Origin of the sequence: Kitasatospora sp. NPDC056446 (assembly GCF_042796115.1) — a bacterium.
In the GTDB taxonomy this organism is placed as follows: Bacteria; Actinomycetota; Actinomycetes; order Streptomycetales; family Streptomycetaceae; genus Kitasatospora.
In genome coordinates, this window is record NZ_JBHTRF010000052.1 from 1 (window position 1) to 17,444 (window position 17,444).

Genomic DNA, 17,444 nt, shown 5'->3' on the forward strand with positions numbered 1-17,444 from the left:
CAACCGCTCGCCCGCAGGCGCCTTGACCTGCCCCACCCTCGCCACACCACAACCAACGAGACAGACAGGACAAAGTCACCGGCATTGGGCCTAGGGCGTCTGCGGTCCATCCGGGCTCCGGTCGCGGATACTGGAGCGGTTATGGAATACGTGATCCTTGCCGTAGTCATCGCCGTGGTCGCCGTCGGCGCGATCGCGGGCCTCGTCGTTTCCGGCAGACGACGCCAGCAGCTACCCCCGAAGTCGCAGGCGCCGGTCATCACGGCGCCGCCGACCACCCCGCAGGAACCGCAGGTCGGCGAGGAGGCCGCGCCGCCGACCGAGGAGCCCCGCCGCACCGTCGAGGAGGTGCAACTCCCGGCCGGGCCCGAGGCCCCCGAAGCCGTCGAGGCCCCCGAGGCCGTCGAACCGGCGCCGGCCGAGGCCGAGGCGGCGCCCGCCGTCGAGGTCCCCGAGCCCACCGCCGGCCGGCTGGTCCGGCTGCGCTCCCGGCTGTCCCGCTCGCAGAACTCGCTCGGCAAGGGCCTGCTCTCGCTGCTCTCCCGGGAGCACCTGGACGAGGACACCTGGGAGGAGATCGAGGAGACCCTGCTCGTCGCCGACGTCGGCGTCGCCCCCACCCAGGAGCTGGTCGAGCGGCTGCGCACCCGGGTGAAGGTGCTCGGCACCCGTACGCCCGACGAGCTGCGCGCGCTGCTGCGCGAGGAGCTGGTCGAGCTGATCGGCAAGGACACCGACCGGACCGTCCGCTCCACCAAGCACGAGGAGGGCCCGGCGGTGGTCCTGGTCGTCGGCGTCAACGGCGTCGGCAAGACCACCACCACCGGCAAGCTGGCCCGCGTCCTGGTCGCCGACGGCCGTACGGTGGTGCTCGGCGCCGCCGACACCTTCCGTGCCGCCGCCGCGGACCAGCTCCAGACCTGGGGCGAGCGGGTCGGTGCGCGCACCGTGCGCGGCCCGGAGGGCGGGGACCCGGCCTCGATCGCCTTCGACGCGGTCAAGGAGGGCATCGCCGAGGGCGTGGACACCGTGCTGGTCGACACCGCCGGCCGTCTGCACACCAAGACCGGCCTGATGGACGAGCTGGGCAAGGTCAAGCGGGTCGTCGAGAAGCACGGCCCGGTGGACGAGGTGCTGCTGGTGCTGGACGCCACCACCGGCCAGAACGGCCTGGTGCAGGCCCGGGTGTTCGCCGAGGTGGTCGACATCACCGGCATCGTGCTGACCAAGCTGGACGGCACCGCCAAGGGCGGCATCGTGGTCGCGGTCCAGCGCGAGCTGGGCGTTCCGGTCAAGCTGATCGGCCTGGGCGAGGGCGCCGACGACCTGGCGCCGTTCGAGCCGGGTGCGTTCGTGGACGCGCTGATCGGGGACTGAGCCTCCCCGTCGGGTGAAGGGTCCGCTCCGCTCGGGGCGGGCCCTTTCGCGTGCCCGCCGCCGGGCGGGCCCGCGGTCGGCGGGAATTGTCAGACGTCCTAGGGCCCGTCTTCAAGCCCCCGTCGTCCGCCCGGAGGGCGGGCGGGGCGGCGTTGGGGTGCGTGCATCGCAAGGCGGAGGAGGGAGTCCATGCGGTGGGGGCACCTCCCGGCCGAAGGCTGGGGGCCATCGGCGACCGACGACAACGCGGCGAGGTGCGTGCCCCGGCGTCGCCCCGCAGGTGGGGGTTTGAAGACGGGCCCTAGGAGGCCAGCCAGGCCGGTTCGGCGGTGCGCTCGCGGCTGCGGTGGCAGGCGTAGGCGAGGGTGCCGAGCAGCAGCCGGGCCTCGGGCGGGCAGCCCGCGTTGTCGCGGGTGGGGCGGCGGAGCCAGCGGACCGGGCCGAGGGCGCCGAGGACGGTGGGCGGCGCGGCGACGTAGCTGCCCTCGCCGTGGCAGGTGAGGTCGAGCGCGGCGTCGTCCCAGCCCATCCGGTACAGCAGGTCGGGCAGCCGGCGGGCGGTGCCGGGGGCGACCAGGAACTGGAGCCGGCCGGTCGGGGCGGCGAGCACCGGGCCGACCTGGGTGCCCATCCGCTCCAGTCGGACCAGCGCCTGGAGTCCGGCCTGCTCGGGGACGTCCAGGACGTCGAAGGCGCGGCCGGTGGGGAACAGTACCGAGCCCTCGGCGCGGGCGGCGCGGGCCCGACCGTCGCCGCCCGGCACCGGGTGCAGCCCGGGCGCGGCGCAGCGGGCGGCGCCGCAGGGACAGCGGGTCGGGGCGGTGGCGGAGCCGGCCGGGCCGCCGGTGGCGACCGTCCAGCCCCAGCGGCCGGTGTACTCCGCGGCGGCCTGGGACGCGGTGGCCTTGGTGCGGCGGCGCGCGCCCAGCGGTGCCAGCCGCAGGTGCCCCAGCCGTAGTTCGCCGAACAGGTTGTCCATGCCTCCCCCAACAGGTTCTGGTTGCCGATGGTTACGGGACGGTGACTGTGTGTCGATTGTCGGGCGTGTGGTGCGTAGTGCGGTGGCGGCGCGCAGCGCGTGGCGTGCGCCTGTTCCGATGGTGCGCCTCGGGCGCCGCCTTGTGGGGGCGGCGCCGATGCCGGATCGTCGGGTGCGTGAGACGGATGCCGCCCCGAGTGGGCGGTGAACTCGCCTGTGGCTGCGGTGGATTGCGGGTCCCGCCGGGTCCTCCGGGATGAGCCCGGGGACTTGGCGGCCCGCATATGCCGGGCCGTCGGGACCCCCTAAGTGAAGCGTGTGGCCCCTGCCTTCGGTTCACTCCTGGGGGTGGCGAAAGGTGGCGTTTCGCCAGGGCCGCTCCCGCGGGCGCCTCGCGGGGCATTACGTTCAGCACGCGGACCTCGTCATGACCACGCTCCGGGCCGCCGGAGAGCGGGAGTTGGGAATCTGACGGATCGTCCGCGACGATGGCACACCAGTGCGAGGGCGCGGTACGGCACCACCTCAGGCACGGCACGTCTGGCAAGAGCCCGCAACCGTCGGGCGGTCACGATCGGGGGCCCCGCGAGGGGCCGGGCGGGATGGGACGTTCCCATGGCAGAGAAGCAACCCAATGAGAAGCTGACCACGTGGTTCGCCCGCAGTGGCTGGTCCAAGGGCGAGTTGGCCCGCCAGGTCAACCGCCGGGCCCGCCAGATCGGCGCCCACCACGTGTCCACCGACACCTCCAGGGTGCGCCGCTGGCTCGACGGCGAGCAGCCCCGCGAGCCGATCCCCAAGATCATGTCGGAGCTGTTCTCCGAGCGCTTCGGCTCGGTGGTCTCGATCGAGGACCTCGGACTGCGCGCCGCGATCCCGGTCTCCACCGTGGGCGGCGGCGTCGACCTGCCGTGGAGCGGTCCGCAGACCGTCCAGCTGATCAGCGACTACTCCCGCAGCGACCTGATGCTCAACCGCCGGGGCTTCCTCGGCACCTCGCTGGCGCTGACCGCCGGCGCCGCCCTGATCGAGCCGATGCAGCGCTGGCTCACCCCCGGCCCGGGCGGCATCCCCACCCCGATCCTCACCGCGGCCAACGGCGGCGAGGCCTTCACCGGGCGGCTCTCCGAGCCCGAGCTCGAACTGCTGGAGCAGACCACGGTCATGTTCCGCCAGTGGGACGCCCAGAACGGCGGCGGGCTGCGCCGCAAGGCGGTGGTCGGCCAGCTGCACGAGGTCACCGACCTGCTCCAGGAGACGTACAGCGAGGACACCACCCGGCGGCTGTTCCGGCTCACCGCCGAACTCGCCCACCTGGCCGGATGGATGTCCTACGACGTCGGGATGCACCCGAGCGCGCAGAAGTACTACGTGCTGGCGCTGCACGCGGCCAAGGAGGCCGGCGACCGCCCCTTCGGCGCGCTGATCCTCACCGACATGAGCCGCCAGATGATCCACCTCAACCGGGGCGAGGACGCCCTGGAGCTGATCCACCTGGCGCAGTACGGCAGCCGCGACACCGCCACCCCGCGCCAGCAGTCCCTGCTGTTCGCCATGGAGGCGCGCGCCTACGCCACCATCGGGGAGATCAACCGCTGCGCCCGCGCGATCCGGCTCGCCGAGGACACCTTCACCGACATCCGCGAGGGCGACAACGAGCCGGACTGGCTGAAGTTCTTCTCGCCGGCCGAGCTGAACGCCGAGAACGCGCACTCCTTCCGCGACCTGGCGTACCACTCCGACAACGCCCAGCTGTACGCCTCGCTGTCCGCGCCGGTGATGGAGCGCGCGGTCGACCTGTTCCGTCAGGACGGCGACCACGTCCGCTCGTACGCCTTCAACCTGATCGGCATGGCCAGCGTGCACCTGCTGCAGCGGGAGGCCGAGCAGGCGGCGCTGATGGCCGAGCAGGCCGTGGACATCGCGACCAAGGTGCGCTCGGAGCGGCTGAACTCCCGGGTCCGCAAGACCACGGAGGCCGCGGCGGCCCGGTTCAAGGGCGTGGACGCGGTGAGCCGGCTCAAGGAGCGGGTCGTCCAGGACATCCCGGAGTACGTCTCGGTGGTCTGAGCAACCGTTTCCGCTCCCTGACCGCCGTTCCCCTCCCGAGACTCCACCGACCGTGGCGGCCGCCGCCGTCACGGTCGGTGGCATTCCCGCGTCCGTCGGGCCGCGCCGTCGTGCCGGGCCCGGCCGGGAGCGCCCGAGGGTGCCTGGGAGTGTCCGGGAGCGCCCGGTGCGGCCGCACGGTAGGCCGTCCGGGTGAGGGCCGGGCTGCGGTTCACGTAGCCGTAACCCGCGCGTCGCACGCGTCACGGCCGCGAAACAACCGGCCGCACTGGCCGAAACCAGCCTTCGGCACGCTCCTCCTCATCGCCGACACCCCGGGTGGCACGGGACAGGTACCCGGGTGCGGATCGGCTTGGACGCAGAGGAGACGCCGATGCCGGACGGCTTCAGCGCGGGCGACACCGCCTTCGTGCTCATCAGTGCGGCCCTGGTCATGCTGATGACCCCGGGCCTGGCCTTCTTCTACGGGGGCATGGTCAGGGCCAAGAGCACACTGAACATGCTGGCGATGAGTTTCCTCTCGCTCGGCATCGTCACCGTGCTCTGGGTCCTCTACGGGTACTCGCTCAGCTTCGGGCCCGACTCCTTCGCCGGACTGATCGGCAACCTGGACTTCCTCGGGATGCGCGGCATCGGCCTGAACGAGCTGACCGGGAGCATCCCGGTCACCGCCTTCGCGGTCTTCCAGCTGATGTTCGCGATCATCACCCCGGCGCTGATCAGCGGAGCCGTCGCGGACCGGGCCAAGTTCGCCGCCTGGGGCCTGTTCATCGCGCTCTGGGTGACGATCGTCTACTTCCCGGTCGCGCACTGGGTGTTCTTCTTCGACGGCGGCCACGGCGGCTGGCTGGGCGACCGCAACGGCGTCATCGACTTCGCCGGCGGGACCGCCGTGCACATCAACGCCGGCGTCGCGGGCCTCGCGCTCTGCCTGGTGCTGGGCAAGCGGGTGGGCTTCAAGAAGGACCCGATGCGCCCGCACAGCCTGCCGCTGGTGATGCTCGGCTCCGGGCTGCTCTGGTTCGGCTGGTTCGGCTTCAACGCGGGCTCGGCACTGGCCGCCAACGGCGTCGCCGCGATGGCGATGGTCAACACCCAGGTCGCCACCGGCGCGGCGCTGGTCGGCTGGCTGGTCTACGAGAAGCTGCGGCACGGCGCCTTCACCACGCTGGGCGCCGCCTCCGGCGCGGTGGCCGGACTGGTCGCGATCACCCCGGCCTGCGGCTCGGTCAGCCCGCTCGGCGCGGTGGCGATCGGCCTGGTCGCGGGCGCGGTGTGCGCCGCCGCCGTCTCGCTCAAGTACCGCTGGGGCTTCGACGACTCGCTCGACGTGGTGGGCGTGCACGCGGTCGGCGGGGCGATCGGGTCGCTGCTGGTCGGCCTGTTCGCCACCGGAGGGGTCGGCCAGGCCGCCAAGGGCCTGTTCTACGGCGGCGGCCTGGGGCAGCTCGGCAAGCAGGCGATGGGTGTGGCCGTGGTCGCGGCGTACTCCTTCGTGCTGTCCTGGCTGCTGGCCAAGGCGGTCGACAGACTGGTCGGCTTCCGGGTCGCCGAGGAGGTCGAGGTGGCCGGTATCGACCAGGCCGAACACGCCGAGTCCGCCTACGATTTCAGCGCTGTCGGGGCGGGCCTGGCCCGGGCCCTGCCGGGCCTGGTCGGGGCTGCCGCGGCGGCCGGTTCGTCGACCGGTCCGTCGACCGCGAAGCCCGCGGCGACGTCCGTCGACAAGCCCGCCGAGAAGCCCACCGAGAACGCCGCCGCGAAGGCTGCCGAGAAGACCGAGGTCGACGCCTGATGAAGCTCATCACCGCCGTGATCAAGCCGTACCGCCTGGACGAGGTGAAGGCCGCCCTGCAGGCCTTCGGGGTCCACGGCCTGACCGTCACCGAGGCCAGCGGCTACGGCCGCCAGCGCGGCCACACCGAGGTGTACCGGGGCGCCGAGTACACCGTGGACCTGGTGCCGAAGGTCAGAATCGAGGTCCTGGTCGAGGACGAGGACGCCGACGACCTGATCGAGGTCCTGGTGAAGGCGGCCCGGACCGGGAAGATCGGCGACGGCAAGGTCTGGAGCGTCCCGGTGGACACCGCCGTACGGGTCCGCACCGGTGAGCGCGGCCCGGACGCCCTGTAGCGGCGCCCCGCGGCCCGGTGGCCCGGTAGCCCCCACCCGCCCGGCGGGCCCGTGATCCCTCGGGGATCGCGGGTCCGCCGACGGCGTACCCCGCACGGCCGAACCGCGCCGCCCCTCCGGCGCACCGGCGCACCGGCGCGCCCTCTCCGACACGCCGCAGGACGGCACCACCCGCAGGACGGCACCACCCGCAGGACCGCTCACCCGCAGGACCGCTCACCCGCACGACGGACGGGACCCCGCGCATGACCACCGAGACCAGGCCCTCCGAGTCCTCCGACCCCGCCGGCCACGCCGCCGCCCGGGCCGCGCTGCTCGCCGCCCCCGGCCCGCTCGGCCGCCCCCGCCGCGAGGCGCTCGCCCGGCTCACCGACGACTGGCTGGCCGGCCTGCTGGCGGAGGCCGGCGCCCCGCCCGGCGTCGCCCTGGTCGCCGTCGGCGGGTACGGGCGCGGCGAGCTGTCCCCGCGCAGCGACCTGGACGTCCTGCTGCTGCACGACGGTCCGGTCTCCCGTGAGCTGCCCGAGCGGATCTGGTACCCGGTCTGGGACGCGGGCGCCAAGCTCGACCACTCGGTGCGCACCGTCGCCGAGGCCCGGGCAGTCGCCGCTGCCGACCTCAAGGCGCAGCTCGGACTGCTCGACGCCCGCCACCTCGCCGGGGACCCGGCGCTCACCGCCGCGCTGCGCTCCGCGGTGTTCACCGACTGGCGCGCGAGCGCCCCCGCGCGCCTGCCCGAGCTGCGCGAGCTGGGCCGCGAGCGGGCCGAACGGCACGGTGAGCTGTCCTTCCTGCTGGAGCCCGACCTCAAGGAGGCCCGCGGCGGCCTGCGCGACGTCGTGGCGCTGGACGCGATCGCCGCGACCTGGCTGGCCGACGCGCCCCGGGACGGGCTGGACGCCGCCGCGCTGCGCCTCGCCGACGTCCGCGACGCGCTGCACCTGGCCACCGGACGGGCCACCGAGCGGCTCAGCCTCCAGGACCAGGACCAGGTCGCCGAGCGGCTCGGCGTGCTGGACGCCGACACCCTGCTGCGCCAGGTCTACGAGGCCGCCCGCACCATCGCCTACGCGAGCGACGTCACCTGGCGGGCGGTGGACCGGGTGCTCGCCGCCCGTTCCGGCCGGGCCCGCCGGACGGTCCGGCGGGCCTTCCCCTTCACCGCCCCCTTCACCGCGCCGTTCACCGGCGCCGGGCGCGGCTCGGGCGCGGTGGCCCGGGGCGCGGTCGAGCGCCGCCCGCTCGCCGAGGGCGTGGTCGAGCAGGACGGCGAGGCGGTGCTCGCCCAGGGCGCCCGTCCGGCCGCCGACCCGGTGCTGCCGCTGCGGGCCGCGGCCGCCGCCGCGCAGAACGGGCTGACCGTCTCGTACGCGACGGTGCGCCGGCTGGCCGCCGAGTGCCGTGCGCTGCCGGTGCCCTGGCCGGACGAGGCGCGCGAGCAGCTGGTCACCCTGCTGGGCGCGGGGGAGGCGGCCGTCCCGGTGTGGGAGGCGCTGGAGGCGGAGGGGCTGGTCACCCGGCTGCTGCCGGACTGGGAGCGGGTGCGCTGCCGCCCGCAGCGCAACGCCGTGCACCGCTGGACGGTGGACCGGCACCTGGTGGAGACGGCGGTGCGGGCCGCCGCGATGACCCGCCGGGTGGCCCGGCCGGACCTGCTGCTGGTCGCCGCCCTGCTGCACGACATCGGCAAGGGCTGGCCGGGGGACCACAGCGAGGCCGGTGAGGTGATCGTCCGCGACCTCGCCACCCGGATGGGCTTCGGCCCCGAGGACACCGGGACCCTGGCGGTGCTGGTCCGCCACCACCTGACCCTGGTCGACACCGCGACCCGGCGCGACCCGGACGACCCGGCCACCGTCGAGGCGGTCACCAAGGTGGTCACCACCCTGCCGGAGCTGGAACTGCTGCACGCGCTCACCGAGGCGGACGCGCTGGCCACCGGCCCGGCCGCGTGGAGCGCCTGGCGGGCCTCGCTGGTGGACGGCCTGGTGGCCCGGGCGGCCGGCCGGCTGGCCGGGGCGGGCACGGCACCGGCGGAAGCGGCGCCCACCGCCGAGCAGGAGCGGCTCGCGGTCGAGGCCGCCCGCACCGGCGAGCCGGCCTTGTCGCTGCGGGCCCAGGCCGAGGGGACGGGCAACGAGCCGATGGGCGTCGAGCTGACCCTGGCCGTCCCGGACCGGCCGGGGCTGCTCGGCACCGCCGCCGGGGTGCTCGCACTGCACCGGCTGGCCGTCCGCTCGGCCGGGCTGCGCGAGCTGGACCCGATCGGCGCGGGGCCGGTGCTGCTGCTGTCCTGGCGGGTGGCCGCCGAGTTCGGCGAGCTGCCGGAGACGGCCCGGCTGCGGGCCGACCTGCGCCGGGCGCTGGACGGTTCGCTGGACGTCACGCGCCGCCTCGCCGAACGGGACGCCGCCGCCCCGCGCCGCCGGGGCATCCCCACCCCGCCGCCGCTGGTCGCGGTGGCGCCCTCGGTGGCCTCGGCGACCGCGACCGTGCTGGAGGTCCGCGCGCACGACGCCCCCGGGCTGCTGCACCGGATCGCCCGGGCGCTGGACGGCGCCGGCGTACGGGTGCGCACCGCGCACGTCTCCACCCTGGGCGCGGAGGCCGTCGACTCCTTCTACCTGACCGACCCGGCGGGCCGTCCGCTGGCCGCCGGTCGGGCCGGCGAGGTGGCGGCCGCCGTCCGGGCCGCGCTGGGCTGAAGCGCCCGGGGCCAGGGCCGACGCACCCCGGGGCCAGGGCCGATGCGGGCGGGGAGCCCGGGCGGGCGGACCCGGCGAACCGGGGCCGGGGAGCTCCGGCGGCAGGGGTGGAGACCGTACCCGGGGCGGCCGGATACCCTGGGGGACGACGACCGTACCGATACCGATGCCGCAGAGGACCCGCGACGACGTGTTCGACACCCTTTCCGATCGCCTCGCAGCGACGTTCAAGAACCTCCGTGGCAAGGGCCGCCTCAGCGAGGCGGACATCGACGCCACCGCCCGCGAGATCCGCATCGCGCTGCTGGAGGCGGACGTCGCGCTGCCGGTCGTGCGGGCCTTCATCAAGCAGGTCAAGGATCGGGCGCTCGGTGCCGAGGTCTCCGGCGCGCTGAACCCGGCGCAGCAGATCATCAAGATCGTCAACGAGGAGCTCATCGCGATCCTCGGCGGCGAGACCCGCCGGGTGCGCTTCGCCAAGAGCGGCCCGACGGTCATCATGCTCGCCGGTCTCCAGGGTGCCGGTAAGACCACCCTGGCGGGCAAGCTCGGCCACTGGCTGAAGCAGCAGAAGCACACCCCGCTGCTGGTCGCCTGCGACCTCCAGCGCCCCAACGCGGTCAACCAGCTCCAGGTGGTCGCCGAGCGCGCCGGCGTGGCCTTCTACGGCCCGCAGCCGGGCAACGGCGTGGGCGACCCGGTCCAGGTGGCCAAGGACTCGATCGAGTACGCCAAGCAGAAGCAGTACGACGTCGTCGTCGTCGACACCGCCGGCCGTCTGGGCATCGACGCCGAGCTGATGCGGCAGGCCGCCGACATCCGTGCCGCGGTGGACCCGGACGAGGTCCTGTTCGTCGTCGACGCGATGATCGGCCAGGACGCGGTCACCACCGCGCAGGCCTTCCTCGACGGCGTGGACTTCACCGGTGTGGTGCTCTCCAAGCTCGACGGCGACGCCCGCGGCGGTGCCGCCCTGTCGGTCGCGCACGTCACCGGCCGGCAGATCATGTTCGCCTCCAACGGCGAGAAGGTCGACGACTTCGACGCCTTCCACCCCGACCGGATGGCCTCGCGCATCCTCGGCATGGGCGACGTCCTCTCGCTGATCGAGAAGGCCGAGCAGACCTTCTCGCAGGCCGAGGCCGAGAAGATCGCCGCCAAGCTGCGCGGCGGCCCGAAGGCCTTCACGCTGGACGACTTCCTGTCGCAGCTGGAGCAGGTCCAGAAGATGGGCTCGATCTCCAAGCTGCTCGGGATGCTGCCCGGCATGGGCCAGATCCGCGACCAGATCAACAACATCGACGACAAGGACGTCAACCGGGTCGGGGCGATCATCAAGTCGATGACCCCGGTCGAGCGTGCCGAGCCCGAGCTGATCAACGGCTCGCGCCGGGCCCGCATCGCCAAGGGCTCGGGCGTCCAGGTCGGCGAGGTGAAGAACCTGGTCGAGCGGTTCTTCGAAGCCCGCAAGATGATGTCCGCGATGGCCTCCGGCAAGGGCATGCCCGGCATGCCGGGGATCCCGGGCATGGGCGGCGGCGCGAAGAAGTCCGGCAAGAAGGCCCCGCAGGCCAAGGGCAAGCGCAAGAGCGGCAACCCGCTGAAGCGGGCGCAGGAGGAGGCCGCGGCCGCCGAGCGCCGCGCGCTCGGCCCGGGCGCCGGCCAGGCCCCGGCGGACGGCGGCGCGTTCGGGCTCGGCGCGGGCAAGGGCCCGGCCGACTTCGAGCTGCCCAAGGAGTTCAAGGACCTGCTGTAGCGGTCCGACCGACCTCCGGCCGACCTCTGGCCAGCCCTGATCGGCCCTGATCGGCCCGTCGTCCGGTGTTTCCGGGTGGCGGGCCGATCGCGTGTCCGATGATGGGGGCATGCGAGTGATGATCAGGGCCCCGAGGGCCGAGGACGCCGTCGCGTACGCCGAGGCGGTCCGACGGTCCGCCGAACACATCGGGCGGTGGAACCCGGTCGAGCCGGACGGGCTGCCCGAACTGCTGGAGCGCCAGGGCGCCGGCCTGCGCACCTTCCTGATCGTCGACGGGGAGACCGGCGGGCTGGTCGGCAAGGTGAACGTCGCCAACATCGTCATGGGCCGGTTCTGCAACGCGACGCTCGGCTACGACTCCTACCTGCCGTTCGCCGCCACCGGGCGGATGACCGAGGGCATGCGGCTGGTCCTGGACCGCTGCTTCGCCGCGCAGTCGGCCGGCGGGCTGGCGCTGCACCGGCTGGAGATCAACGTGCAGCCGGACAACGAGCGCTCGGTCGCGATGGCCAAGCGGCTGGGCTTCCGGCACGAGGGCTTCTCACCGCGGATGCTCTTCCTCCAGGGCGACTGGCGCGACCACGAGCGGTTCGCGCTGACCGCCGAGGAGTGGCCGGGCGCTTCGGCATAAGCGCTGGTCGGAGGGGGTCGGCGCGGCCGTACGGGCGCCCGGACACGGCGTTGCGGTTGGCCCGCCCGAGCAGCTGTCCGTATCGTCCGATGGGTGACCGAACCCGTGCCGCCGCGTCAGACCCCCGACCAGCCCTGGCGTTCCGAGGGCGCGCCGCCCCCGCCACCGCCCCGCCGGCGGATGCCCGGCGGCTGGACGGGCCTCGTCCTCACCGCCCTGGTGGTGTTCCTGATCTCCGACGTGCTGCTGTCCTTCTTCGGCAACGAGGGCGCCACCACGATCTCGTACACCGAGTTCAACAACCAGCTGAACAAGGGCAACATCACCAAGATCTACGCCAAGGGCGACGCGATCGAGGGCACCCTCAAGAGCGCCCAGCCCAAACCGGACGGCGGCAAGGGCGACTACACGGAGTTCGACACCCAGCGGCCCTCCTTCGCGGGCGACAACCTCTGGGGCACGCTGCAGCAGCAGGGCGTCGAGGTCACCGCGACCTCGCCGGTCCAGCAGCGCAGCTTCCTGACCAACCTGCTCCTCTCGCTCGCCCCGATGCTGCTGCTGGTCTTCATCTGGGTGCTGCTCGCCCGCCGGATGGCCGGCGGCCTCGGCGGAGGACCGCTCGGGCGCAAGACCCCGCCCAAGCCGGTCACCGCCGACCAGGGCAAGCGCACCACCTTCGCCGACGTGGCCGGCATCGACGAGGTCGAGGCCGAGCTCACCGAGGTGGTCGACTACCTGAAGAACCCCGACCGGTACCGCAGGCTCGGCGCCAAGATGCCGCGCGGCGTGCTGCTGAGCGGCCCGCCCGGAACCGGCAAGACCCTGCTGGCCCGGGCCGTGGCCGGCGAGGCGGACGTGCCGTTCTTCTCCGCCTCCGCCTCCGAGTTCATCGAGATGATCGTCGGCGTCGGCGCCAGCCGGGTCCGCGAACTCTTCGCCGAGGCCCGCAAGGTCGCCCCGGCGATCATCTTCATCGACGAGATCGACACCATCGGACGCCAGCGCGGCGCGGGTGGCGGCATGGGCGGACACGACGAGCGCGAGCAGACGCTCAACCAGATCCTCACCGAGATGGACGGCTTCAGCGGCTCCGAGGGCGTCATCGTGATCGCCGCGACCAACCGGGCGGACGTGCTCGACCCGGCGCTGCTGCGCCCCGGCCGCTTCGACCGGCGGATCACCGTCAGCCCGCCCGACCGGGACGGGCGCGCGGCGATCCTGCGCATCCACACCCGCAGCGTCCCGCTGGCCGGCGACACCGACCTCCGGCAGCTGGCCAAGGTCACCCCCGGGATGACCGGCGCCGAGCTCGCCAACCTGGTCAACGAGGCCGCGCTGCTGGCCGTCAAGCGCGACCAGGACGCGGTCAACGAGCGGGACCTCTCGGACGCCCTGGAGAAGGTCCAACTGGGTGCCGTCCGGCCGCTGGTGATGCCGCAGGAGGAGCGCGAGCGGACCGCCTACCACGAGAGCGGGCACGCGCTGCTGGGCATGCTCCAGCCCGGCGCCGACCCCGTCCGCAAGATCACCATCGTGCCGCGCGGCCGGGCGCTCGGCGTCACCCTCTCCACCCCGGAGAACGACCGCTACTCGTACACCGAGCCCTACCTGCGCGGCCGGATCATCGGCGCGCTCGGCGGCATGGCGGCCGAGCAGGTGGTCTACGGGGTGATCACCACCGGCGCGGAGAGCGACCTGGAGCAGGTCACCAACATCGCCCGCGGGATGGCCGGGCGCTGGGGGATGAGCGAGCGGGTCGGCCGGCTCACCGCGGTGCCCTCCGACCCGCAGGGCGCGTACGGGCTCTCCGCCGCGCCCACCACGCTGGACGCGGTGGACGAGGAGGCCCGGCGGATCGTCGCCGAGTGCTACGACGACGCGGTGCGGCTGCTGACCGAGCAGCGGCACCGGCTGGACGCGCTGGCGGCGGCGCTGCTGGAGGCGGAGACGCTGGACGAGGCGGCGGCGTACCGGGCGGCGGGGGTGCCGCGGACGACGGGCACCGACGGGGACGACGGGTCTGCTGGGGCCTCTGGGGCCTCTGCGGCTGCTGGCGACGACCGGAACGACGGGGATGACGGGGACGACCGGAACGACGGGGACGACGGGGAGGGCGGGAAGTCGCTCGACCGGGCGTGAGTCCGGTGGCCGGGGGCGCACGCCATGGTGGCGGGCGCCCCCGGTTCGCGTTCCCGGGTCTCGTGCCCGGGTCTCGTTCCCGGCTCTCGCGGGCTTCCGGGGCCCGGCGCCGGCTAGCGCGACCGTTCGGCGACCAGGTAGCGGAACACGTTCTCCATCCGGACCGAGCCGTCGGCCCGCAGGTACGGCTGCAGCGCCTCCTCCAGCTCCTTGGCCACCAGCGAGGCCCCGGAGAACTCCTCGGCCGCCTCGAACAGACCGGTGGAGAGCAGGCCGCGCACCGCGCTGTCCAGGTCCGCGTAGGCGAACGGGCAGCCCACCCGGCCGCTGCCCGCCGGGCGCAGGCCGGCCCCGGCGAGCAGGTCCTCCAGCGCGCCGGGCGCGCTCAGCTCGAACGGGTCGCGCGCGGTGGTCCGGCCCGCCATCCGCCGTGCCACGTCCAGGACCGGGGCGCTCTCGCAGCGCTCCGGCGGGCCCCAGGCGGCGAGCACCACGTGCCCGCCCGGGAGGGTCATCCGGGCGGCCTCGGCCACCACCGCGCCGGGCTCGGCCGCGCCCGGCAGCTGCTCGAAGACCGTCACCAGCGAATGGGCCGTGCGGGGGACGGCGGCGGTCGGCCGGGACCCGGCGCACACCCGCAGCCGCCGCCCGTGGGCCAGCTCGCGCAGTTCGTCCCGGGGCTCCTGCCCGGCGACCTGGGCGCCCCGCCCGGCGGCGAGCAGCAGGGCCAGTCCGGAGCGGCAGCCCAGGCCGAGCACGCTGCTCGCCGGGCCGACCTCCAGCCGGTCGTGCACCGCCTCGTAGAGCGGCACCAGCATGCGTTCCTGGATCTCCGCCCAGTCGCGCGCCCGCGCGGGCCCGGTCGCCCCGGGCTGCGGGTGGTGCGGGCGTGCGCCCGCTGGTCGTACGGTCGTGCCGGTCGTCCGAGCTGAAGCCATCGCGGCCTCCCATCCGGTCCTTCGGTGTGCTGCTACGGCTCCCCCAAAGTCCCGCCCCACTCCAGCGAACAGCGGGTCGGGCCCGGCGTCCAGAGGGGTGCAGGGTGGTGCGCGCGTGTCGCGGTGGTGCGCCCCCCTCCGTCCGGGGCCCGGTCCGCCACCGTCCGGGGGTGTGATACCGATTCGAAGTCAGGGGGTCGCTCCCCGTACCATTCGCCCCATGGCTAAGGCACCCGTTCTCACCCCTCAGGCGGAAGACTTCCCGCGCTGGTACCAGGACCTCATCAACAAGGCCGAGCTGGCCGACAACGGTCCGGTGCGCGGCACCATGGTCATCCGACCGTACGGCTACGGCCTGTGGGAGCGGATGCAGCAGGAGATGGACGCGCGGATCAAGAAGGCCGGCGCGCAGAACGCCTACTTCCCGATGTTCATCCCGCAGTCCTACCTGACCAAGGAAGCGGAGCACGTCGAGGGCTTCGCCCCCGAGCTCGCGGTGGTCACCCACGGCGGCGGCAAGCAGCTGGAGGAGCCGGTCGTCGTCCGGCCGACCTCCGAGACCATCATCAACGAGTACTTCTCGAAGTGGGTGCAGAGCCATCGGGACCTGCCCCTGCTGATCAACCAGTGGGCCAACGTGGTCCGTTGGGAGCTGCGCCCGCGCGTCTTCCTGCGCACCACCGAGTTCCTCTGGCAGGAGGGCCACACCGCCCACGCCACGTACGAGGACGCCCGCGCGTACGCGTCGATGATCCACACCGACGTCTACGGCGACTTCATGACCAACGTGCTCGGCATCGACGTCGTGCTGGGCCGCAAGACCGCCAAGGAGCGCTTCGCCGGCGCCATCAACACCCTCACCCTCGAAGGCATGATGGGTGACGGCAAGGCGCTGCAGCTGGGCACCAGCCACGAGCTGGGCCAGAACTTCGCCAAGGCGTTCAACACCACCTACCAGCTGCAGGGTGCCGAGCGCGAGTACGTCTGGCAGACCTCCTGGGGCGTCTCGACCCGCATGGTCGGCGGCCTGATCATGTCCCACGGCGACGACAACGGCCTGCGGGTCCCCCCGCGCCTGGCCGCCGTCCAGGCCGTCGTGCTCGCGATCAAGGGCGACGACGCGGTCATCGCCAAGGTCCGCGAGATCGGCGCCCAGCTGGAGGCCGTCGGCATCCGGGTCGTGGTCGACGACCGCACCGACACCCCGTTCGGCCGCCGTGCCGTCGACTGGGAGCTCAAGGGCGTCCCGCTGCGCATCGAGGTCGGCCCGCGCGACCTGGCCTCCACCGAATTCCCGGGGGGCACCGCGATGCTGGCCCGCCGCATCCCGGGCGGCAAGGAGCCGGTCTCCATCGACTCCCTGGCCGCGCTGCTCCCGGGCGTCCTGGAGGAGGACCAGGCGCTGCTGCTGCGCCAGTCCCGCGAGCGCCGCGAGTCCCGCACGGTCGACGTCAAGACCCTCGACGAGGCCGTCGAGGCCGCCGCCACCGGCTGGGGCCGGATCTCCTGGGCCGAGCTCGGCCCGGAGGGCGAGGCCAAGCTGGCCGAGCAGGGCGTCACGGTGCGCTGCATCGTCGCGGCCGACGGTTCGGTGCCGCAGGCGGACGACCAGGACGGCAATATCGCGATCGTCTCCCGCGCGTACTGACGTCGGTCCGACACCGGTTCGACCGTTCCTTCCCGGTCCGTTCCGTACGGTCCGCCGCCGGATGTCTGTTACCTGCCGGTAATGGCTGTCGGCGGCGACATTTGCCCGGAATGCGGGTGGGTAAGAATCCGGTAACTCTTCCGGAGGGCTCCCGACGGCCGACATCCCTACTGGCCGGTCAACTCCCGGCATTAACGGAATAGCGGTACGGTGTACGGCCCGTGGCCCTGTCAATCAGGCGGGACCACGGGCCGTACGTCTTGGGGGCGACAGCCCGCCCCCGGACGGAATTCACCAGGCCCGCGGACTCTGCGACGGGCCGAAACCGGCAGGGGGTTGGTCTTGCATCAGATCCGGAGCGTGCAATTCGCGCGCTGCCTTGCATTCCTGGGAGTTCCCTGTGAATTCCCGGAGAACGGGAACATGCGGAACATCGGCTCGCACTCCGTCGTTGGTCTAGCGTGAGCACGACACAGCCCCTCGTTCTCGCGGCCGAACTGGCCGCCGCCTGGAGCGACATCCAGGCCTTCCACCAGGACCTCCCCGACCTGGCCTCGCCCGAGGCCCTGATCGGCGAATCCTCCTCGGCCTGCGGGACGCGGCTCGGTTTCGAGCGCCTCCTTCACGAGGCCGCCCACGGTCTGGCCGCGGCCCGGGACATCCGGGACACCTCGCGGGCCGGCCGATACCACAACCGGCGCTTCCTGATGCTCGCCTCCGAGCTCGGTCTGGCGCACCCGGTCGAACCGCACGCGAGCAGCGGCTTCTCCCAGGTGACCATGCTCAAGGAGACCCAGGAGCGCTACGCCGACACCATCGAACGCCTGGACCGCGCCCTCGGCGCGCACCAGGAGGCGGTGGCCGGCGACGGCGCTACGCGTGCCTTCCGCGGCCCGGCCGCCCGGCACGGCTCCTCCGGGGGCGGCGTCCGCGTCAAGGCGGTCTGCGGCTGCGGACGCAACGTCCGCGTCGTGCCGTCCGTGCTGGCGCAGGCGTCCATCGTCTGCGGCGCCTGCCAGCAGCCGTTCAAGATCGCATAAGTGGCCGGTGGCCCGGCGGGCTGCT

Annotated in this window: 12 protein-coding genes; 10 read left to right on the forward strand and 2 right to left on the reverse strand. The window is 73.6% G+C overall.

Annotated features, from left to right (window positions below; all coding sequences use genetic code 11):
- Nucleotides 1–141 precede the first annotated feature (141 nt).
- Nucleotides 142–1,377 (forward strand): signal recognition particle-docking protein FtsY, encoded by a 1,236-nt coding sequence (ftsY, locus tag ACFQ6N_RS27440; protein ID WP_380654346.1) that lies wholly within the window; start codon nucleotides 142–144, stop codon nucleotides 1,375–1,377.
- 301 nt (nucleotides 1,378–1,678) lie between these two features.
- On the opposite strand, the gene ACFQ6N_RS27445 is transcribed toward ftsY, so the two are convergent.
- Complete coding sequence (locus tag ACFQ6N_RS27445; protein WP_380654349.1) at nucleotides 1,679–2,356, reverse strand: bifunctional DNA primase/polymerase; 678 nt, start codon at nucleotides 2,354–2,356, stop codon at nucleotides 1,679–1,681.
- A 615-nt stretch (nucleotides 2,357–2,971) separates the two neighbouring features.
- On the opposite strand from ACFQ6N_RS27445, the gene ACFQ6N_RS27450 reads away from it, so the two are divergent.
- The 7 genes from ACFQ6N_RS27450 (at nucleotide 2,972) to ftsH (ending at nucleotide 13,793) form a co-directional block, all read left to right on the forward strand.
- Nucleotides 2,972–4,426, forward strand: a complete 1,455-nt coding sequence (locus ACFQ6N_RS27450) for a hypothetical protein (protein ID WP_380654352.1) — start codon at nucleotides 2,972–2,974, stop codon at nucleotides 4,424–4,426.
- Between the two features lie 373 nt (nucleotides 4,427–4,799).
- On the forward strand, nucleotides 4,800–6,221 hold the full coding sequence (locus tag ACFQ6N_RS27455; RefSeq protein ID WP_380654355.1) for an ammonium transporter: 1,422 nt from the start codon (nucleotides 4,800–4,802) through the stop codon (nucleotides 6,219–6,221).
- Nucleotides 6,221–6,559: a P-II family nitrogen regulator gene (locus ACFQ6N_RS27460; protein ID WP_045700226.1), complete on the forward strand. Its 339-nt coding sequence runs from the start codon at nucleotides 6,221–6,223 to the stop codon at nucleotides 6,557–6,559. Before ACFQ6N_RS27455 ends, ACFQ6N_RS27460 begins: the two co-directional genes overlap by 1 nt.
- 245 nt (nucleotides 6,560–6,804) lie before the next feature.
- A complete protein-coding gene (locus ACFQ6N_RS27465) occupies nucleotides 6,805–9,264 on the forward strand; it encodes a [protein-PII] uridylyltransferase (protein ID WP_380654358.1) in 2,460 nt (819 codons plus the stop codon).
- A gap of 190 nt (nucleotides 9,265–9,454) precedes the next feature.
- Nucleotides 9,455–11,020 carry a signal recognition particle protein gene (ffh, locus tag ACFQ6N_RS27470; protein ID WP_380654468.1) on the forward strand — a complete coding sequence of 522 codons (1,566 nt, stop codon included), beginning with the start codon at nucleotides 9,455–9,457 and terminating at the stop codon, nucleotides 11,018–11,020.
- A gap of 109 nt (nucleotides 11,021–11,129) precedes the next feature.
- A complete protein-coding gene (locus ACFQ6N_RS27475) occupies nucleotides 11,130–11,654 on the forward strand; it encodes a GNAT family N-acetyltransferase (RefSeq protein ID WP_380654361.1) in 525 nt (174 codons plus the stop codon).
- A gap of 93 nt (nucleotides 11,655–11,747) precedes the next feature.
- On the forward strand, nucleotides 11,748–13,793 hold the full coding sequence (gene ftsH / locus ACFQ6N_RS27480; protein WP_380654364.1) for an ATP-dependent zinc metalloprotease FtsH: 2,046 nt from the start codon (nucleotides 11,748–11,750) through the stop codon (nucleotides 13,791–13,793).
- Nucleotides 13,794–13,906: 113 nt separating this feature from the next.
- Here ftsH and ACFQ6N_RS27485 read toward each other — a convergent pair whose 3' ends face one another.
- Nucleotides 13,907–14,731, reverse strand: a complete 825-nt coding sequence (locus ACFQ6N_RS27485; RefSeq protein WP_380654367.1) for a class I SAM-dependent methyltransferase — start codon at nucleotides 14,729–14,731, stop codon at nucleotides 13,907–13,909.
- Nucleotides 14,732–14,951: 220 nt separating this feature from the next.
- Between ACFQ6N_RS27485 and proS the strand changes: the two genes are divergently transcribed.
- Nucleotides 14,952–16,379, forward strand: coding sequence for a proline--tRNA ligase (proS, locus tag ACFQ6N_RS27490; RefSeq protein ID WP_380654370.1), 1,428 nt, complete (start codon nucleotides 14,952–14,954; stop codon nucleotides 16,377–16,379).
- Nucleotides 16,380–16,840: 461 nt separating this feature from the next.
- A complete protein-coding gene (locus ACFQ6N_RS27495) occupies nucleotides 16,841–17,419 on the forward strand; it encodes a hypothetical protein (RefSeq protein ID WP_380654372.1) in 579 nt (192 codons plus the stop codon).
- The last annotated feature ends 25 nt before the right edge of the window (nucleotides 17,420–17,444 follow it).